We start from the raw sequence: 15477 nt of genomic DNA, 5'->3' as shown, positions 1-15477 counted from the left end.
CATCTAGCCCCCGTCGAAGTTGGAGATAACCACCTCCCCGGGGCAGCTCCGCGGTGGTTATCTCCAATGTCAACGGGGCGGGGGTCAGTGTGGCGCGGGTTCCTTTTCGGGCTCGAGGGGGTCGCCCGCCGTGCCGCGCCACTTCGCCAGCGCATGCATGGAGTGGTAGACGGCCAGGGCGGCCCCGGTGCCGAGGGCAATGCCCGCAAACTGGAGCTGGCCGGCATTCCACGTGAAGTCGGCCACGCCAATGATGAGTGCGACGGCGGCCGTAGTCAGGTTGATGTTGTTGGAAAAGTCCACCTTGTTCTGCACCCAGATGCGCACGCCCAGGACGCCGATCATGCCGTACAGCAGCGTGGCGGCACCGCCCAGCACGCCCACCGGCACCGTGGCGATCAATTCGCCAAACTTCGGGGAAAAGCTGAGCAGCAGGGCTGCCGCACCGGCCACGTAGTACGCGGCCGTGGAATACACCTTGGTGGCCGCCATGACGCCGATGTTTTCGGCATAGGTGGTGGTGCCGGAGCCGCCGCCCAGGCCGGCCAGGGTGGTGGCAACGCCGTCGGCTATGATGGCGCGGCCCGCATAGGGATCCAGGTCCTCTCCCGTCATCAGGGCCACGGACTTCACATGGCCAATGTTTTCGGCCACCAGGACCAGCACCACGGGGATGAACAGGCCCAGGACGGCAAAGTGGAACACGGGCGTCTGGAAGTGCGGCAGGCCGATCCACGCGGCCTCGTGGAGCTTGGAGAAGTCCACCTCGCCGCGCAGCACGGCCACCAGGTAGCCGGCCACCACGCCCACCAAAATGGCCAGCCGGCCCAGGATTCCGCGGAACAGCACGCTGACCAGGATGATGACCAGCAAGGTGGTGATGGCCGTGACGGGCGCCTTTTCAAAGTTGGACTTCGCGGACGGTGCCAGGTTCAGCCCGATCAACGCCACGATGGTGCCGGTGACCGGCGCCGGCATGAGGCGGTTGATCCAGGTGGCGCCAAATTTCTGCACCACCAGGCCCAGCACGGCCAGCGTTACGCCCGCCACCACAACCCCGCCCAGCGCCCCGGCCACGCCAAACTGCTGCTGCGAGGCCAGAATCGGGGCAATGAAGGCAAAACTGGAGCCCAGGTAGCTGGGTACGCGGCCCCGGGTGAGGACCAGGAAGAAAAGGGTGCCGATGCCGGAGAAGAACAAGGTGGTGGCCGGGGGCATGTGGGTCAGCAGGGGCACCAGGAACGTGGCGCCGAACATGGCCACCACGTGCTGGAGGCCGATCCCGACGGTCCGCGGCCAGCTCAGCCTCTCATCCGGTGAAACAACCTGGCCTGGCTTGATGGTCCTGCCATCCCCGTGGACGGTCCATTTGGTGCCCAACAAACTCATTGCGTGCCTCTTCCGTGCGCTGCTTCAACTGTGTGCGGCCACGGATAAGAATATCGGCATGGGCGCCCCGGCCGCGTCGGGAGGGCCGCCAACCACCCATTTCCGCGCTTCGCGACTAGGATCACGGTATGTGTAGGCTCTTTGGACTGCATGCCGGAGCTGATCCGGTCAAGGCGACATTCTGGCTGCTCAAGGCCCCGGACAGCCTCTCCGAACAGAGCCGCCGCGAGCCCGACGGCACCGGTATCGGCATTTTCACGGCGGGCGGCCAGCCGGCAATTTCAAAACAGGCCATCGCCGCCTACGAGGACGCGGCATTTGCCACCGCGGCCCGTGAACTGGAAAGCACCACGTTCGTGGCCCACGTCAGGTACGCCACCACGGGCGCCCACACGGAGGCCAACACCCACCCGTTCGAACAGGACGGGCGCATCTTTGCGCACAACGGCGCCTTTGGCGAGCTGGACAAGCTCGACGCGCGGTTGGCCGGCTTGGGCGGCGCGGGCCTGGTCCGCGGGCAAACGGACAGCGAGCGGATGTTTGCCCTGGTCACGCTGGAAACCAGAAGGAACGGCGGCGACGTGGCGGCAGGAATCACTGCGGCAGTCGGCTGGATTGCCGGCAACTTGCCGGTTTACAGCCTCAACCTGGTCATGTCCACGGCCACGGAGCTGTGGGCCCTGCGGTATCCGGAAACCCACGAACTCCACGTCCTGGAACGCCAGCCGGGAGGGCACGCGGACGGCCGGCCGCTGGCGGTCGACTCCGCCCGCATTCACGGTCACAGCCAGGATTTGGCCGGGAAACGGTCGGTGGTGGTGGCCACGGAACCCATGGACGGCGATCCCGGCTGGCGGATGCTGGAACCGGGCGAGCTGCTCCATGTTGACGACGGCTTGAACCTGAAGTGCAGCCGGCCGCTGCCACCCGAGCCGGCACGCCGCCTGGTGCTGGGCGATCCCCAGCCGCCTGCGGGCGCTGCTCTCTAGACCGGGCGGCCCCCTGCACCATTCGCGTGGTGGCCGGGCTCAACCTGCAAAACCACGCCGAGCAGGTCGTTGAGCGCGTGGGACAGGGCGGGGTGGGCCAGTTCGTAGCGTGAGCGGCGCCCCTCCGCCACCGCCACGGCGAGCCCGCAGTCACGCAGGCAGGACAAGTGGTTGGAGATGCTTTGGCGCGAGACCCCCAGTTTGTCCGCCAACGACGCCGGATAGCTGGGCGCCTGTGCCAGCTCCATGAGGATTTGCGCCCGGGTGGGGTCTGAGATGGCGTAGCCAAACCGGGCCAGCACCGCAGCATTGCTAATGGGCTTCATTCTCAATATGGTACACCCTTTGATGGATTCAGCAATGGATGTACTATTGAGGCATGTCAGGACACGATCATTCCCACGGCCATTCGCATGGCGGCGCCCCGGGGGAGACCCATCAGGGCCGCCTGCTGACAGCCCTCGGCGTAACGCTGGCCGTTTTTGTCCTCCAGGTCATCGGCGCGCTGCTGACCGGCTCCCTGGCCCTGCTCTTTGACTCCGCCCACGTCCTCACCGATGCCGGCGGACTGGCCATGGCGCTGCTCGCGGCCCGGCTCATGGCCCGGCCCTCGACCAACCGGCGCACCTGGGGCTTTGCCCGCGCCGAGGTGCTGGCCGCAACCGCGCAGGCTGCGGTGCTGCTCGCCGTCGGCCTGGTGGTCTTGGTGGAAGGCGTGCAGCGGCTGTTCCATCCCGCTGACATTGCCTCCGGGGAGATGATCTGGTTTGGCGCCATCGGCCTGGCCGGCAACGTCATTTCCCTGGTGGTGCTGATGGGCGGGCGCAGCAAGAACTTCAACATGCGGGCCGCGTTCCTGGAGGTCATGAATGACGCGCTCGGCTCGGTGGCCGTCATTGTGGCGGCCGTGGTCATTTCCACCACGGGCTGGATGCAGGCCGACGCCGTCGTGGCCATGCTGATCGGTGCGCTCATCCTCCCGCGCACCGTGAAACTGCTGCTGGAAACCGTTGGCGTGCTGCTCGAATCAACCCCCGCCGGGCTTGACCTGGACAAAGTCCGCGCCCACATCATGGAAATCGACCACGTCCGTGCCGTCCATGACCTGCACGCCAGCCAGATCGCCACCGGCCTGCCGATCCTTTCCGCGCACGTCGTGGTGGATGAAGAATGCTTCCACGACGGCCACGCCCCCGCCATGTTGGACCAGCTCCAGACGTGCGTGGCAGGCCACTTCTCAATCAGCATCGAGCACTCCACGTTCCAGCTAGAGCCCGTGGGGCACGCCGAACACGAGCTCGGCGCCCATCACTGACGGGTGTGCGGCGGCTTGTGCCTGTCGTTAGGAGATGACGCCGTCGACCAGGGCCTTCGCCTCCGCCTGGACCTGGGCCAGGTGCTCGGCTCCCTTGAACGATTCGGCGTAGATCTTGTAGACGTCCTCGGTGCCGGAAGGGCGTGCCGCGAACCAGGCGCTGTCGGTGGTGACCTTCAGCCCGCCGATGGCCGCGCCGTTGCCGGGCGCCTCCGTCAGCTTCGCCGTGATGTCCTCGCCCGCCAGGGTGGTGGCCTTGACGTCGGCGGCGGACAGCTTGCCCAGCGCGGCCTTCTGCTCCCGGGTGGCTGCGGCGTCGATCCGCGCGTAGGCCGGCGCCCCAAAACGGTCAGTCAGCGCGGCATAGTGCGCCGAGGGTGACTTGCCGGTGACTGCCGTGATTTCCGAGGCCAGCAGCGCCAGCAAGATCCCGTCCTTGTCCGTGGTCCAGACTGAGCCGTCCCTCTTGACAAAGGAGGCGCCGGCGGATTCCTCGCCGCCAAACACGCCCTCGCCGGAGAGCAGGCCGGGGACAAACCACTTGAAGCCCACGGGAACCTCCACGAGCTTGCGGCCCAGATCGGCGGCCACCCTGTCAATGATGGAGGAGGACACCAAGGTCTTGCCCACACCGGCCCCGGCAGGCCACTGCGGGCGGTGCGTGTACAGGTACTGGATGGCCACTGCCAGGTAGTGGTTCGGGTTCATCAGTCCGGCGTCGGGGGTGACAATGCCGTGCCGGTCGGCGTCGGCGTCGTTCCCGGTGGCAATGTCGAAGGGTGCCCCGGCGGAGAGCTTGTTGATCAGGGATGCCATGGCAAACGGGGAGGAGCAGTCCATGCGGATCTTCTCATCCCAGTCCAGGGTCATGAACGCCCACTGCGGGTCCACGGTGGGGTTGACCACAGTCAGGTCAAGGTGGTGGCGCTCGCCGATCTCGCCCCAGTAGTCCACGGATGCCCCGCCCATGGGGTCGGCGCCGATGCGCACGCCCGCTGCGCGGACGGCGTCCAGGTCCAGGACGGAGGGGAGGTCGTCGACGTAGCTGGAGAGGAAGTCGAACTTGCCCGTGGTGGACGCGTTCAGGGCGTCGGCGAGCGGCACGCGGCGCACCCCCCGCAGCCCGTCCTCGAGCAGGGCGTTGGCACGGTTGGCGATCCACCCGGTGGCGTCGGAATCGGCCGGGCCGCCGTGCGGGGGGTTGTACTTGAAGCCGCCGTCGGTGGGCGGGTTGTGGGAGGGCGTGACCACAATGCCGTCAGCAACTCCCTCGGTGCGCCCCAAGTTGTACGTGAGGATGGCGTGGGACACGGCTGGGGTGGGTGTGAAGCCGTGGCGTGCATCGATCAAAACCTCGACGCCGTTGCCCGCCAGGACCTCCAGGGCCGTGTTTTGCGCCGGCTCGCTCAGGGCGTGGGTGTCCTTGCCCATGAACAGGGGACCGGTGAAGCCCTGCCCGTTGCGGTATTCAATGATGGCCTGCGTGATGGCCGCAATGTGGCCTTCGTTGAAGGATGTTTTCAGTGAGGAACCGCGGTGGCCTGAGGTGCCGAAGGCCACCCGCTGCGCCGGATCGGAGAGGTCCGGGGACAGGTCATAGTAGGCGTCCATCAACGCTGTGAGGTCAACAAGGTCCTGGGGAAGGGCAACAGTGCCCGCGCGGCTAGCCATGGTCCCAGCATGACAGAGCAGTGCCGCCGTTCGCACGCATTTGTCACAGTGTGGACCCTTTTGGGCCCAGGCATGCCGGGGCGGACCAAATGCTGGACTACGATGGAAGCCAAGTTTCCCCCATTCACTTGGCCCCGCACCGGGCCGCACCCAGCAGGAGCCACCCGTGTCCAACCAGCCGGATCAGCCGCAGCAATATCCCGGAACGCCTCCGGGCTACACGCCCCCCGGGTATACGGCCCCGCCCGGCCCGCCGCAGTCGGACGTGCCCTACACGCCGCCGTCGGACAATCCCTACGGCCAGCCGCCCTACGGCCAGAACCCCTACGGGCAACCGCAGTACGGCCAGAACCCGTACGGCGGGCCCGCCGGGCAGTTCCAGCAGCCTCAGTTTGCCCCGGCCACGTTTTACCAGGGCGGCCCCGGCTACATTGACGCCACCAGCGGCCCGCGCGGGCTGAGCCTGTCCAGCATGATCATCGGCCTGGTGTCGCTCTTCATTGCCGGCTGGTTGATAGTTCCGCAAATCGTGGGCATCGTGCTGGGCCACATCGGCATGAAGAAGGAAAGCCCGCAAGGCAAGCCGTTCTCCATCACGGGCCTGATCACCAACTACCTGGCGCTGGTGATCTACGTGGGGATCTATGCCTTCCTGGTCTTCCTGGCGTCGTCCCTGAGCTACGATCCGAACGCCAGCAGCAGCGAGTGGTCCTCGGTGGTTTCGGGCCTCTGAGCCGGCAAACCCAAGCACAGCAAAACACCGCGGCGGCCCCCAAACCCGGGGGCCGCCGTCGTGCTTAAAGAAGCGCTACAGCACCCCGGCCATGAGCCTTTTGATGGGCTTCGCCGCGAGGAGCAGCAGCGCGCCGAAGCCAATGGCCACGAGCCCGATCACCAGGAAGTACGGGGACTCGTTGGAGGGGTCGTACCACTGGGCGAGCACGCCGGACATGGCCGTGCCGAGCGAGACGGAGAGGAAGAACAGCGCCACCATCTGCGTCTGGAACGCGGCGGGCGCCAGCTTGGTGGCCAGCGACAGGCCCACGGGGGAGAGCAGCAGTTCTGCCACCGTGAAGAGCAGCAGAATGAAGACAATGGCCAGCATGGGCACCGCGGCCATGCCCGCAAACGGGATGAACGCCAGGTAGGCGGCGCCCATCACCATGAGCGACACGGCGAACTTCACGGGCGTGCCGGGCTGGCGGTTGCCCCATTTGGTCCACAGCGCGGCAAACACGCCGGCAAAGACAATGATGAACACCGGGTTGATCGAGCCCACCCAGCTGGCGGGCATCTCCCAGCCCAGCACGGTGCGGTCCAGGCGCTTGTCCGCGTACAGCGCCACCACCGTGAACTGCTGCTGGAACAGCGACCAAAACACGGCACTGGCAATGAACAGCGGGATGAAGGAATACACGCGGCTGCGCTCGGGGCCGGTCACGGTTTTGTTGGCCAGGATCACGGCAAAGTACGCCACCGCGGCCAGCACCACCACCGCCACAATGACCCACTTCAGGTTTTCGGCGGTGATCAGACCCAGGGCCACGGCTGCAATGATGAGTACGACGGCGGCACCCGCCAGGGCGCCCACCTTGCGGTAGTCCTTGGCTGGCAGCGGGTTTGGCACCTGGTGCGCCGATTCGGGCAGGTTTTTGCGGGTCAGGCCGTACTGGAGCAGGCCCAGTGCCATGCCGACGGCTGCGGCTGCGAAGCCGAGGTGGAAGCCCCACGTGACCTGCAGCCACCCGGTGACAAGTGGGCCCACCAGGCCGCCAATGTTGATGCCCATGTAGAAGATGGAGAAGCCGGCGTCACGGCGGCCGTCGCCCGAGGAGTACAGGGTGCCCACCAGCGAGGTTGCGTTTGCCTTGAGCCCGCCGGAGCCCACGCCTATCAGGATCAGGCCGGTGGCCAGGCCCGCCGCGCCGGGCAGCAGGGCCAGGGAAAGGTGGCCGGCCATGATCAGGATGGCGCTGTAGAAGAGCACCTTTTCGGAGCCGAGCAGGCGGTCCGCCACCCAGGCTCCCAGGATCGTGGACAGGTACACGCCGCCGCCGTAGGCACCCACAATGCCCAGGGCGGTGCCTTCGGCAATTCCGAGCCCGCCCTTGGTGACGGAGTAGTACATGTAATAGGCCAGGATGCCCTGCATGCCGTAGAAGGAGAACCGTTCCCACAGCTCAACACTGAAGAGGTTGAGCAGCATTTTCGGCTGTCCGAAGAACGATGTGTCGCGGTGGTCGGGGGTTGCCTCAGCCTCGGCGGCAGGGCTTTTGTATAAGCTCACTTGATCAATTTTTGCATTTATGACGTGGGACGTCACATTGGGGCGGGCCGCCGGGCGATACGCTTAACAGGATTGCACCCCTTTTAAGCAGGAGAAATGACCATGTCAGACATCATGAACGTCACGGTGGAGGAATTGGCTGGCGGCGCCGTGATATTGGATGTCCGTGAAGACTACGAGTGGGAGGCCGGGCACATTGACGGCGCCCTCCACATCCCCCTGGAGCAGCTCCCGGAGCGCCTGGACAGCCTGGACCCGGACGTGGACCTGAACGTCATCTGCCGCACCGGCGGACGTTCCTTCCGCGCCACGAATTGGTTGACCCAGAACGGCTACACGGCGTTCAACGTGGTGGGCGGCATGGGTGCCTGGCTTGAGGCTGGCAAGCCCATGGTCTCCGACAACGGCGAAACCCCGCGCGTCCTGTAAACCACATCCCTTCCACCTGACAGGCACCCCATGACTTCCGCGCCCGGCCCATCCACCCTGCCCTACACCTACCTGGGCCCGGAGGGGACGTTTACGGAGTCGGCCCTGCTGCAGGTTCCCGGCGCGGCCGCGGCGCCGCGCATCCCGTCCACCAACACTGCCGCCGCCCTGGCGAAGGTACGCGCCGGCGAGGCGCTGGCGGCCATGCTGCCCATTGAAAACTCCATTGAAGGCGGCGTTCCGGCCACCCTGGATGCCATTTCCGGAGGGGACGAACTGCGGATCCTGGCCGAGGCAGTGGTGCCGGTCAGCTTTGTCCTGGTGGCCCGGCCTGGCGTGTCCCTGGCTGACGTGACGCATGTGGGCACGCACCCGCACGCGTGGGCCCAGACCCGCGACTGGTTCCAAGCGAACCTGCCCGACGCCGTGCACGTGCCAAGCAATTCGACGGCGGCCGCCGCGTACGGCCTGCTGGAGGACCGCCCGGCCTACCAGGCAGCCGTTTGCGCGTCCCTGGTGGCGGAGCGGACCGGGCTGGCCGTGCTGGCGTCTGGCATTGAGGACAACATCGGGGCAGTGACCCGCTTTGTCCTGGTGGGCCGGCCCGGCCTGCTCCCGGCACCAACGGGAGCAGACAAGACCACGCTGTCAATTCCGCTGCCGGAGGACCGCCCCGGCGCCCTGATGGAGATCCTGGAGCAGTTTGCCAGCCGCGGCGTGAACCTCAGCCGCATCGAGTCACGCCCCACGGGCCAGTTCCTGGGCCACTACTCCTTCAGCGTGGACGTGGACGGCCATATCGGGGATGCCCGCGTGGCCGACGCCCTCCGCGGCCTGCACCGGGTGAGCCCGGGCCTGTCATTTCTGGGTTCGTATCCGCGGGCGGACCAACAGCCGCCGGTGGTCCACCCCTACAATGCGGACCAGGCGTTCGCGGAGGCCGACGCCTGGGTCAAGGCGCTGCTGGGCAGGTAGGGGCCGCCCCCTTTCAGGAAGTGCCGGGCAAGCCTATGCTTTGCATATCTGCGCAAGGAGTTTGCGCGGGTCGGGTGGAAACCACTGCGTTGCCACCCATGTCAGGGAAGGGGTGGCTCACAATGGTTTCTCCAGGAACCAAGGACAGCAGCGAGGAAGGCACCATTGTCAACCCGGGCACTATCGAGGGCCGGGACACCTCGGTGGGCGACGAGGGCGACGACGCCAATGAGCTGCGCTTTGACGAGGAAGAACGCCTGATCAAGGAGCAGTCGCTTCGCCCCGAAACCGACTAGCTCCGCGGCTGTTCGAACCGCAACAGCCGGAAAGTGCTACGCGGGCGTGTTGGGGGCCGCCACGCGCACCAGCACGGCCTTGTGCTCAACACTGACCTTGACCACGGTGGCCGTGCCCGACGGGTCGCCGTCGACCTGTGTCTCCACGGGCATCACGGTCCGGATGACCAGCTGCTGGGAGCGGTAAAAGTCAATGACAGGCAGGCGGTTATTGTGCTGGAAGACCACCTTGCCGACCATTGCCATCCAGCCGAGGGCGCTGCGCGGGCTGATGACCACCACGTCCAGCACGCCGTCGTCGATCAGGGCATTGGGGACAAAGTCGATGCCTCCCGGCAGCAGCCCGCAGTTGGCAAACAGCACCGAGCGGACCTTGCGCTGCTGGGCCGGCTGGTCGTCCAGGGCAATGCTGACCTTTTTGCGCCGGCCCGCCATGTGGCGCAGGCCGGCCTCGCTGTAGGCCAGCCAGCCCACGGACTCCTTCAGCTTGGAATTGGTGTCGTTCATGACTTCGGCGTCCATGCCCAGCCCGGCAATCACCATGAACGACTTCTTTGACACCGCCCCGGTGACTTCGTTCTCCAGCTCCATGAGGCCGGCGTCGATGTGCCTTTGGTGTCCGAACAGGGCCACCTGGACATTGCCGGCAATGTCGTTGACGTCCAGTTCCAGGTTGCGGGCCAGCAGGTTGCCCGTGCCCAGCGGGATGATGCCCAAGGGAACTTCGGTGTGCCGCAGGGCCTGGCCCACAGCGCGCACTGTGCCGTCGCCGCCGCCCACAATAACGACGTCGGCCTTCGCCTCCAGCGCCTGGCCCGCCATGGCGACCCCCGGGTCCTCCGCCGTTGTCTCCAGGAAGATGGGCTCCGGCCAGCCCGCCAGGCTGGTGGAGCGCAGCAGCAGGGTCTTGGCTGCGTCGGCACCTATCTTGGTGGGGTTGTAAATAAACGCCACCTTCTGCGCGTCCGCGCGGATTTTGTGGGGGGATTCGGCCACCGCGCTGCGCGTGTGCTTTTGGGCGAGCTTGCGCACACCCAGCCAGCTGAATCCCACAGCAAGCACGATGATGAGCACGATGATGGCGACGAGGGCTTCGGTAGGCATGATTCTCTAACCTTAGCCGTTCGACTTGGATTGATTCGATAGGCTTAGGGCGTGATCGATGTCAGAGACCTCAGCGAAAATCCCGAAAAATATCGCGCCAGCCAACGCGCCCGTGGGGCCGAGCCGTCAGTGGTGGATTCAATCATCGCCGCGGATGCAGCCAGGAAGTCCTCGATCAGCAGCTTTGAGTCCCTGCGTGCCGAGCAAAAGGCCTTCGGCAAGAAGGTGGCCGCAGCCAAGGGCGAGGAAAAGCTGGCCCTCCTGGCCGAGGTCAAAGAGCTGGCCGCCGCCGTCAAGGCAGCCTCCACAGCCGCCGACGACGCCGGTGCGGCCCAGGACGCCCTGGTCCGGGCCCTGCCCAACCTGGTCTCGGACGGCGTGCCCGAAGGCGGCGAGGACGACTTCATCACCGTCAAGACCGTCGGCACGCCGCGCGAATTCCCCGACTTCAGCCCGCGCGACCACCTGGAAATTGGCGAGCTCATTGGCGCCATTGACATGGAACGCGGCGCCAAGGTCTCCGGCTCGCGCTTCTACTTCCTGAAGGGTGTTGGCGCGCGCCTGGAAATGGCGCTGCTGCAGCTGGCCATGGACCAGGCCATCGAGGCCGGCTTCATCCCCATGATCACCCCCACCCTGGTCCGCCCGGAAACCATGGCCGGCACAGGCTTCGACGTCAAGCACGACGCCGAAATCTACCGCCTCGCCGAGGACGACCTTTACCTGGTGGGCACTTCCGAGGTGGCCCTGGCCGGCTACCACGCCGATGAGATCATCAACGTCGACGAACCGGTGCGCTACGCCGGCTGGTCCTCCTGCTACCGCCGGGAGGCTGGCGCCTCAGGCAAGGACACCCGCGGGATCATCCGGGTCCACCAGTTCAACAAGGTGGAAATGTTCGTCTACACCACGGTGGAAAAGGCCGCAGAGGAACACCTGCGGCTGCTGGCCTGGGAAGAGGAAATGCTGGCCAAGGTGGAACTGCCGTACCGCGTCATCGACACGGCCGCCGGCGACCTCGGCAACTCCGCCGCACGCAAGTTTGACTGTGAGGCCTGGGTGCCCACCCAGGACGCCTACCGTGAGCTGACCTCCACCTCCAACTGCACCACGTACCAGGCCCGCCGCCTGAACATCCGTGAGCGTGTGGCGGCGGACGACGGCGGCAAGGGCGGCACCCGCGCCGTGGCCACCCTGAACGGCACGCTGGCCACCACGCGCTGGATCGTCGCCATCCTGGAACACCACCAGAATGCAGACGGCTCCGTCAATGTCCCCGTGGCGTTGCAAAAGTACCTGGGCGGCATGGAAGTGTTCCCGGTCCTGTAGTCCCCGCGGCCCAAGATGGACGCCGGGTTAATACTCACACTGTGCACTTCGCTGTGAGTATTCACCCGGCGTTCATGGGTTTAAGGGCTCCTGCCTTGGCCTTATGCAGGCGGCGTCTGGTTCACTGGAGATATGACAATGACAGCAAATACAGCCGTCCCTGGCATCGATGACCAGGAAATCGCAGTCCCGGCAACTGCAGCAGCAATCAACCGCCACCTGGTGGCCCTGGATGTCGACGGCACCCTGGTGGACCACGACGGCAACATGAGCAGCGGCGTCCGCAATGCCGCCCGGGCCGTGGTGGATGCGGGCAACGAGGTTATTTTGGCCACGGGCCGCTCCCTGGGCGCGGTGCTTCCCATCGTGGAAAGGATCGGCCTGGAGCGCGGCTTTGCCGTCTGCTCCAACGGCGGGGTCACCCTCAGGCTGGACCCGTCCCTGGAGCGCGGCTACGAGATCACCGAACGGGTCACCTTCAGCCCCCGTGCAGCGTTGAACACCCTCCGGGCCAAGGTTCCCGGTGCCCGTTTTGCCCTGGAAGACGCCAACGGCAACTTCCTCTCCACTTCGCGTTTTCAGGACGCCAGCTTCGGCATCGAGGCCCAGGGAGTTGACTTTGCCCGCCTGCTCGACGCCGAAGCCGTCCGCGTGGTGGTCAACAGCGCCGAAGCCAGCATGGAGGACTTCTCCGCCGCCATCGAGGCCGCGGGCCTGCACGGCGTCACCTACGCCGTGGGCTGGAGCGCCTGGCTGGACATCGCCGCAAACGGGGTAACCAAGGCCACGGCGCTGGAAAAGCTGCGGGCCCGGCTGGGCATCCACCCCGCCCTGACCGTCGCCGTCGGCGACGGCTCCAACGACATTGAAATGCTCCGGTGGGCCGGCCGAGGCGTGGCCATGGGACAGGCCGACGCCGGCGTGCGGGCCGCCGCCAACGAGGTCACCGGCTCGGTGTACGACGACGGCGCCGCCACGGTCCTGCGCAGCCTCCTGTAGTTGGCCGCCACCGCTTATGGGGCGGGCCGTGACCTTGACGTTGGCCAGGCCCTTGACGGCGTTGGTGACGGTGTTGGAGGAGAACACGTTTCCGCAGCCCCACCCGGCGATCTGCGTGTGGATTTCGTAGCCGTTGGCAAACACGCCCGGCAGTGCGAAGGTGCCGGTGTTGCCCTCGATCAGGTAGTTGTTGCACTTGACGTCGATCCAGGAATCGCCGGAGTTCTCGCCCGTGATGCCCTGCCCGTCGAAGAAGTTCCCACGAATCACGCCGTCGTAGGTGCCTTCCTTGATGTCAACCGGCTCTGCGGCAATGAACGGCCCAAGGTGGTTGTTGAGCACCTGGACGCGGTCCGAGCCGTCCACGCCGTTGCTGCTGCCAAAGCACTTCCAGTTGGAGTTGGCCGAGCCAATGTAGACCGCCTCGCCGTAGCCGGGCTTCACCAGCCCCGTGTGGGCGATGGTGGAGTTCTTGAGGACACCGTCGCTGGAGGAATCGCGGAAGTGCACGCCTTCTTCCTCAATGCGGGTCATGGAAATGCCGTCAACCGTGACGAAGGGGGAGGCGTCGATGACCAGGCCTTCTTGGAATCGTTGATGGTGAAGCCGGACAGCTCCCAGTGCGGGGCGTGGGAGAGCCACAGCCCGTAGCCGGAATTCTAGCCCTCGGTGGGCGCAGGGCAGGCAGGGGCCGCGCCGGACGTCCCGGAGTTGATGAGAATGCTGTCCGCGGTGCCAACCAGGCGGATCGGCTTTTCCGCCGTGCCCGCCCGTGTGGTGGAGAAGTTGCCCACGTAGGTGCCCTTGGCCAGCTGGATGGTTTCACCCGGGGTGACGATGGACAGGGCCAGTTCCAGCTGAGCGGCGGTCTTGACGGGGATGGTGCGGTGCCCGTTGTCGTTTCCGTGCCGGTTGTCGCTGCTGAGGCTGCCGCTGGTGTTCGCGTTGCTGCTTGCGCTCGTGTTTGCGCCGGGTGCTGTGCCGGACTGCTCATGGCCCAACGGGGCATCGGACGGGGCGGCCCACCCCGTCCCGGAAGCCTGGTCCCGGCCCCGCACACCAGCGAAAATCAGCGTCACCGTCCCGGCCCTGACCCTCCTCGGCACCAGCGAGGAACCCGGCCACTTCGAAGGCTACGGACCCATCCCACCCGCACAAGCCCGCGAACTCGCCGCCGGCTCCCGCTGGTGGGAACGCCTCCTCACCGACCCCGCCACGGGCTGGACCATCGGACCCCACACACCCGGCCAAACCAAAACCACCACCCCCACCGGCCGCACCTACATCCACACCCAAAACACCGAACCCTACCCCTTCTAAAACCGGCACAAAACTGGGGGCGGCGGCCACAAACGCCTTTGTGCCCGGAGACGGCTCAGTCCAAAGCAGTCCGTTCTGTCAGGACACGAGGCGGCAGCGCCCTTGCACAGATCCGGGCCGCTCCCGGGACGCCCGACTTCATCATGGCCTGCTCGATGGTGCGGACCAATGGTGCGGGATCTTGGGAGGTCTCAAAGGTCCAGAAGCCAGGCGCTGACGTCTGTCCGGCCGCCGAAGCCTTGTTGGGCCGGGGGAGGCCCTCGAAGACCACGGCATACTTCCCCCGGACGCCGAGCTTGGTCAGCCGTTTGGCAGCCAACAGTGAGGTCGGGCCAGCTGGGCCGGCGGTCACAGCCATGACGGAGGCGGGGTTCACGTCGGCCCAGGGAAAAACGCGCGTCGTGGACTGCTGGGCATAGGTGGTGACCATTCCGCCGTCGAACACCAACAGTTTGCGGAAGGCGATGGCAAAGGTCAGGGCCCACAAAACCAAACCCGTGAGCACCGACGTCACGAGGAACAGCGGGATGTTCCCAAACCTGTCGGGCGTGGTAGCCGATGATCGCGGCGAGATGACGAACTGCCCGATCACGCCGTACACGAAACCCAGGACCATGCACGGCAGCAGCCAGGTCCAGCGGATCCGCCTCGAAGAGGCAATGTAGACCAGGCCCCCCATCTCCGTGGCCAGCCGGGCCTCCGCCCGCCGCACCAGCCAGTTACGCCCTTCCATCAGGGTCCTTCCCGTAGAGCTTGGGTAATTGTGCGTGCGCCTGGGCCTGCGCCTGTTCGCGCGCAAGAAGGGCGGCGTCCTCCACCGGCTGTCTTCCCTTGGCCAGTCCGGACTCGAGGTCAAGAGGCACGTACCCCGGCGTGTGGTCCACACCGCCGTCGAACAGGCTGGCGATCATGAAGAAGATGTAGAGGGGAAGGAAGGACCATGCAATGGCCCGCCATCCCCCAATCCAGGGTCCTGAAAGCGTGCCGTCGGCGATGCGGACGCTGCGCATGCGCGCCGCCCTATCTCCGGCCAGCCCCCATGTTCCCCAAACCATGCCGTAAACGTAGAGAAGCACAAACCAGAGGACCACCAAGGAAACTACCGGGATGCCGCCGCCTCCCGCCGCGAGCTGGCCGGCGGCCAGCAGCACGGCCAACAGCAAGTAGGCGGCAAGAAACACTGCGCCATCCAGGATGCGGCCCCAGAAATGCCGCGTGGCAGTGGCGCGCACGTAGTAGTGGCCACTGGCGGTGAACTGGCACACGGGGCGGCCATTGGCTGCGTCCACCAGCCGGGTGGGGCCGCCGAACGTATTTTTCTTGGCCATGTCGTCCTTATGTCTTGTGCTGAACGGTGCGGTGCTGATAGGCGCT

At 66.1% G+C, this 15477-nt stretch carries 18 protein-coding genes; 10 read left to right on the top strand and 8 right to left on the bottom strand.

The genetic code is table 11. The features are described from left to right. Positions 1–84: 84 nt before the first annotated feature. Positions 85–1389, bottom strand: coding sequence for a uracil-xanthine permease family protein (locus G6N77_RS02790; RefSeq protein WP_165180460.1), 1305 nt, complete (start codon positions 1387–1389; stop codon positions 85–87). Between the two features lie 128 nt (positions 1390–1517). Between G6N77_RS02790 and G6N77_RS02785 the strand changes: the two genes are divergently transcribed. After that, a complete protein-coding gene (locus tag G6N77_RS02785) occupies positions 1518–2378 on the top strand; it encodes a class II glutamine amidotransferase (protein WP_165180459.1) in 861 nt (286 codons plus the stop codon). Here the strand turns inward: G6N77_RS02785 and G6N77_RS02780 are convergent. Continuing rightward, complete coding sequence (locus G6N77_RS02780; RefSeq protein ID WP_165180458.1) at positions 2375–2704, bottom strand: ArsR/SmtB family transcription factor; 330 nt, start codon at positions 2702–2704, stop codon at positions 2375–2377. The two genes, G6N77_RS02785 and G6N77_RS02780, sit on opposite strands and share 4 nt — an antisense overlap. 53 nt (positions 2705–2757) lie before the next feature. On the opposite strand from G6N77_RS02780, the gene G6N77_RS02775 reads away from it, so the two are divergent. Continuing rightward, complete coding sequence (locus G6N77_RS02775; RefSeq protein WP_165180457.1) at positions 2758–3693, top strand: cation diffusion facilitator family transporter; 936 nt, start codon at positions 2758–2760, stop codon at positions 3691–3693. A 27-nt stretch (positions 3694–3720) separates the two neighbouring features. Here G6N77_RS02775 and pgm read toward each other — a convergent pair whose 3' ends face one another. After that, complete coding sequence (gene pgm / locus G6N77_RS02770; protein WP_165180456.1) at positions 3721–5364, bottom strand: phosphoglucomutase (alpha-D-glucose-1,6-bisphosphate-dependent); 1644 nt, start codon at positions 5362–5364, stop codon at positions 3721–3723. Between the two features lie 166 nt (positions 5365–5530). Here pgm and G6N77_RS02765 point away from each other — a divergent pair, with 166 nt between their 5' ends. Beyond that, the gene (locus G6N77_RS02765; RefSeq protein ID WP_165180236.1) at positions 5531–6097 is read left to right on the top strand and encodes a DUF4190 domain-containing protein; all 567 of its coding nucleotides are present in this window, start codon (positions 5531–5533) and stop codon (positions 6095–6097) included. 75 nt (positions 6098–6172) lie between these two features. Here the strand turns inward: G6N77_RS02765 and G6N77_RS02760 are convergent, their stop codons facing one another. Further along, positions 6173–7651, bottom strand: coding sequence for a peptide MFS transporter (locus tag G6N77_RS02760; protein WP_262453874.1), 1479 nt, complete (start codon positions 7649–7651; stop codon positions 6173–6175). 102 nt (positions 7652–7753) lie between these two features. Between G6N77_RS02760 and G6N77_RS02755 the strand changes: the two genes are divergently transcribed. From G6N77_RS02755 to G6N77_RS02745, 3 genes are all read left to right on the top strand, one after another. Beyond that, entirely contained in the window at positions 7754–8080 is a 327-nt protein-coding gene (locus G6N77_RS02755) for a rhodanese-like domain-containing protein (protein WP_165180500.1), read from the top strand. A gap of 30 nt (positions 8081–8110) precedes the next feature. After that, positions 8111–9055 (top strand): prephenate dehydratase, encoded by a 945-nt coding sequence (gene pheA / locus G6N77_RS02750; protein WP_165180454.1) that lies wholly within the window; start codon positions 8111–8113, stop codon positions 9053–9055. Positions 9056–9177: 122 nt separating this feature from the next. After that, positions 9178–9351, top strand: a complete 174-nt coding sequence (locus G6N77_RS02745; protein ID WP_165180453.1) for a hypothetical protein — start codon at positions 9178–9180, stop codon at positions 9349–9351. Positions 9352–9387: 36 nt separating this feature from the next. On the opposite strand, the gene G6N77_RS02740 is transcribed toward G6N77_RS02745, so the two are convergent. Next, a complete protein-coding gene (locus G6N77_RS02740) occupies positions 9388–10455 on the bottom strand; it encodes a diacylglycerol/lipid kinase family protein (protein ID WP_165180452.1) in 1068 nt (355 codons plus the stop codon). Between the two features lie 51 nt (positions 10456–10506). Here G6N77_RS02740 and serS point away from each other — a divergent pair, with 51 nt between their 5' ends. From serS to G6N77_RS02725, 3 genes are all read left to right on the top strand, one after another. After that, entirely contained in the window at positions 10507–11784 is a 1278-nt protein-coding gene (gene serS / locus G6N77_RS02735; protein ID WP_165180451.1) for a serine--tRNA ligase, read from the top strand. A gap of 132 nt (positions 11785–11916) precedes the next feature. Further along, the gene (locus G6N77_RS02730; RefSeq protein WP_165180450.1) at positions 11917–12783 is read left to right on the top strand and encodes an HAD family hydrolase; all 867 of its coding nucleotides are present in this window, start codon (positions 11917–11919) and stop codon (positions 12781–12783) included. After that, the gene (locus G6N77_RS02725) at positions 12784–13434 is read left to right on the top strand and encodes a hypothetical protein (protein ID WP_165180449.1); all 651 of its coding nucleotides are present in this window, start codon (positions 12784–12786) and stop codon (positions 13432–13434) included. Between the two features lie 8 nt (positions 13435–13442). Here G6N77_RS02725 and G6N77_RS02720 read toward each other — a convergent pair whose 3' ends face one another. After that, positions 13443–13784 (bottom strand): hypothetical protein, encoded by a 342-nt coding sequence (locus tag G6N77_RS02720; protein ID WP_165180448.1) that lies wholly within the window; start codon positions 13782–13784, stop codon positions 13443–13445. Here G6N77_RS02720 and G6N77_RS02715 point away from each other — a divergent pair. After that, positions 13762–14103, top strand: a complete 342-nt coding sequence (locus G6N77_RS02715; protein WP_165180447.1) for a hypothetical protein — start codon at positions 13762–13764, stop codon at positions 14101–14103. The genes G6N77_RS02720 and G6N77_RS02715 overlap by 23 nt on opposite strands. Before the next feature lie 55 nt (positions 14104–14158). Here the strand turns inward: G6N77_RS02715 and G6N77_RS02710 are convergent, their stop codons facing one another. After that, a complete protein-coding gene (locus tag G6N77_RS02710) occupies positions 14159–14836 on the bottom strand; it encodes a hypothetical protein (RefSeq protein ID WP_165180446.1) in 678 nt (225 codons plus the stop codon). Beyond that, positions 14823–15431, bottom strand: coding sequence for a hypothetical protein (locus tag G6N77_RS02705; protein ID WP_165180445.1), 609 nt, complete (start codon positions 15429–15431; stop codon positions 14823–14825). The genes G6N77_RS02710 and G6N77_RS02705 overlap by 14 nt, the downstream gene beginning before the upstream one ends. Between the last annotated feature and the right edge of the window lie 46 nt (positions 15432–15477).

It is taken from the genome of Arthrobacter silviterrae (assembly GCF_011045165.1).
Lineage (GTDB): Bacteria > Actinomycetota > Actinomycetes > Actinomycetales > Micrococcaceae > Specibacter > Specibacter silviterrae.
This window is presented reverse-complemented; position numbering and strand designations above follow the sequence as displayed.

What these genes read in the sequence shown, in the direction of transcription:
- G6N77_RS02790 (WP_165180460.1), bottom strand. Translation starts at nt 1,389, where the DNA reads ATGAGTTTGTTGGGCACCAAATGGACCGTCCACGGGGATGGCAGGACC.
- G6N77_RS02785 (WP_165180459.1), top strand. Translation starts at nt 1,518, where the DNA reads ATGTGTAGGCTCTTTGGACTGCATGCCGGAGCTGATCCGGTCAAGGCG.
- G6N77_RS02780 (WP_165180458.1), bottom strand. Translation starts at nt 2,704, where the DNA reads ATGAAGCCCATTAGCAATGCTGCGGTGCTGGCCCGGTTTGGCTACGCC.
- G6N77_RS02775 (WP_165180457.1), top strand. Translation starts at nt 2,758, where the DNA reads ATGTCAGGACACGATCATTCCCACGGCCATTCGCATGGCGGCGCCCCG.
- pgm (WP_165180456.1), bottom strand. Translation starts at nt 5,364, where the DNA reads ATGGCTAGCCGCGCGGGCACTGTTGCCCTTCCCCAGGACCTTGTTGAC.
- G6N77_RS02755 (WP_165180500.1), top strand. Translation starts at nt 7,754, where the DNA reads ATGTCAGACATCATGAACGTCACGGTGGAGGAATTGGCTGGCGGCGCC.
- pheA (WP_165180454.1), top strand. Translation starts at nt 8,111, where the DNA reads ATGACTTCCGCGCCCGGCCCATCCACCCTGCCCTACACCTACCTGGGC.
- G6N77_RS02745 (WP_165180453.1), top strand. Translation starts at nt 9,178, where the DNA reads ATGGTTTCTCCAGGAACCAAGGACAGCAGCGAGGAAGGCACCATTGTC.
- G6N77_RS02740 (WP_165180452.1), bottom strand. Translation starts at nt 10,455, where the DNA reads ATGCCTACCGAAGCCCTCGTCGCCATCATCGTGCTCATCATCGTGCTT.
- G6N77_RS02730 (WP_165180450.1), top strand. Translation starts at nt 11,917, where the DNA reads ATGACAATGACAGCAAATACAGCCGTCCCTGGCATCGATGACCAGGAA.
- G6N77_RS02710 (WP_165180446.1), bottom strand. Translation starts at nt 14,836, where the DNA reads ATGGAAGGGCGTAACTGGCTGGTGCGGCGGGCGGAGGCCCGGCTGGCC.
- G6N77_RS02705 (WP_165180445.1), bottom strand. Translation starts at nt 15,431, where the DNA reads ATGGCCAAGAAAAATACGTTCGGCGGCCCCACCCGGCTGGTGGACGCA.